The organism is Aeromonas sp. QDB11, from assembly GCF_027705265.1.
Lineage (GTDB): Bacteria > Pseudomonadota > Gammaproteobacteria > Enterobacterales > Aeromonadaceae > Aeromonas > Aeromonas allosaccharophila.
The window spans coordinates 1-671 of sequence record NZ_JAPDBM010000221.1 but is presented as its reverse complement, the minus strand read 5'-3'; the positions used below and the strand labels follow the sequence as shown (position 1 = coordinate 671).

At 58.1% G+C, this 671-nt stretch carries 1 protein-coding gene; it reads right to left on the bottom strand.

The genetic code is table 11. The annotated features are described in order from the left end of the window. Window positions 1-80: 80 nt before the first annotated feature. The coding region (gene istB, locus OKC40_RS22770) for an IS21-like element ISAs29 family helper ATPase IstB (protein ID WP_270797060.1) at window positions 81-671 on the bottom strand (591 nt) is incomplete at its 5' end.

Genomic DNA, 671 nt, shown 5'->3' with positions numbered 1-671 from the left:
TGCGTATTCCGGCGAAGTTGAACAGCCATTCCGGCCAACGTGAACACCCTGATCCTTAACGCGCTCACGTCACCCCGTTTCTAACTCGAGTGTTCAGATTGGGTCAACTCACTTCTCCTCTTTCTCATCGATTCTCCCTTCAGTGACAGCCGGTGAGCGTTGTGCATCAGCCGGTCCAGGATCGCATCTGCCAGAGTGTTGTCCCCCAAGCTCGCGTACCACTCTTCCGTTGGCAGCTGACTGACCACTACCGTCGAGTATTTCCCGTACCGATCATCCATGATCTCCAGCAGGGCGTTGCGCTGCTCGGCATTCACCGCTTCCAGTCCCCAGTCATCCAGGATCAGCAGCTCTATCCTTGCCAGTTGACCCAGCAGTCTGGCGTAACTGCCATCTACCTTGGCCTGGCTCAGTTCAAGCAGCAGACGTGGCAGCCGGTAGTAACGAGTGCTATGCCCTTGCTGACAGGCTTGGTAGCCCAGCGCACAAGCCAGGTAGGTTTTTCCACAGCCACAGGGGCCGGTAATGAGCAGGTTCTGGCCCCGGCGCAGCCACTCTCCTTGGGCCAGGTTTGCTACCTGTGACCGCTCTAGGTTGCGTGCTGACTGGTAGTCCAGCTCCTGCACCGTGGCCTGGAGTTTGAGCCTTGCCTGCTTGACCAGCCGAGCTTG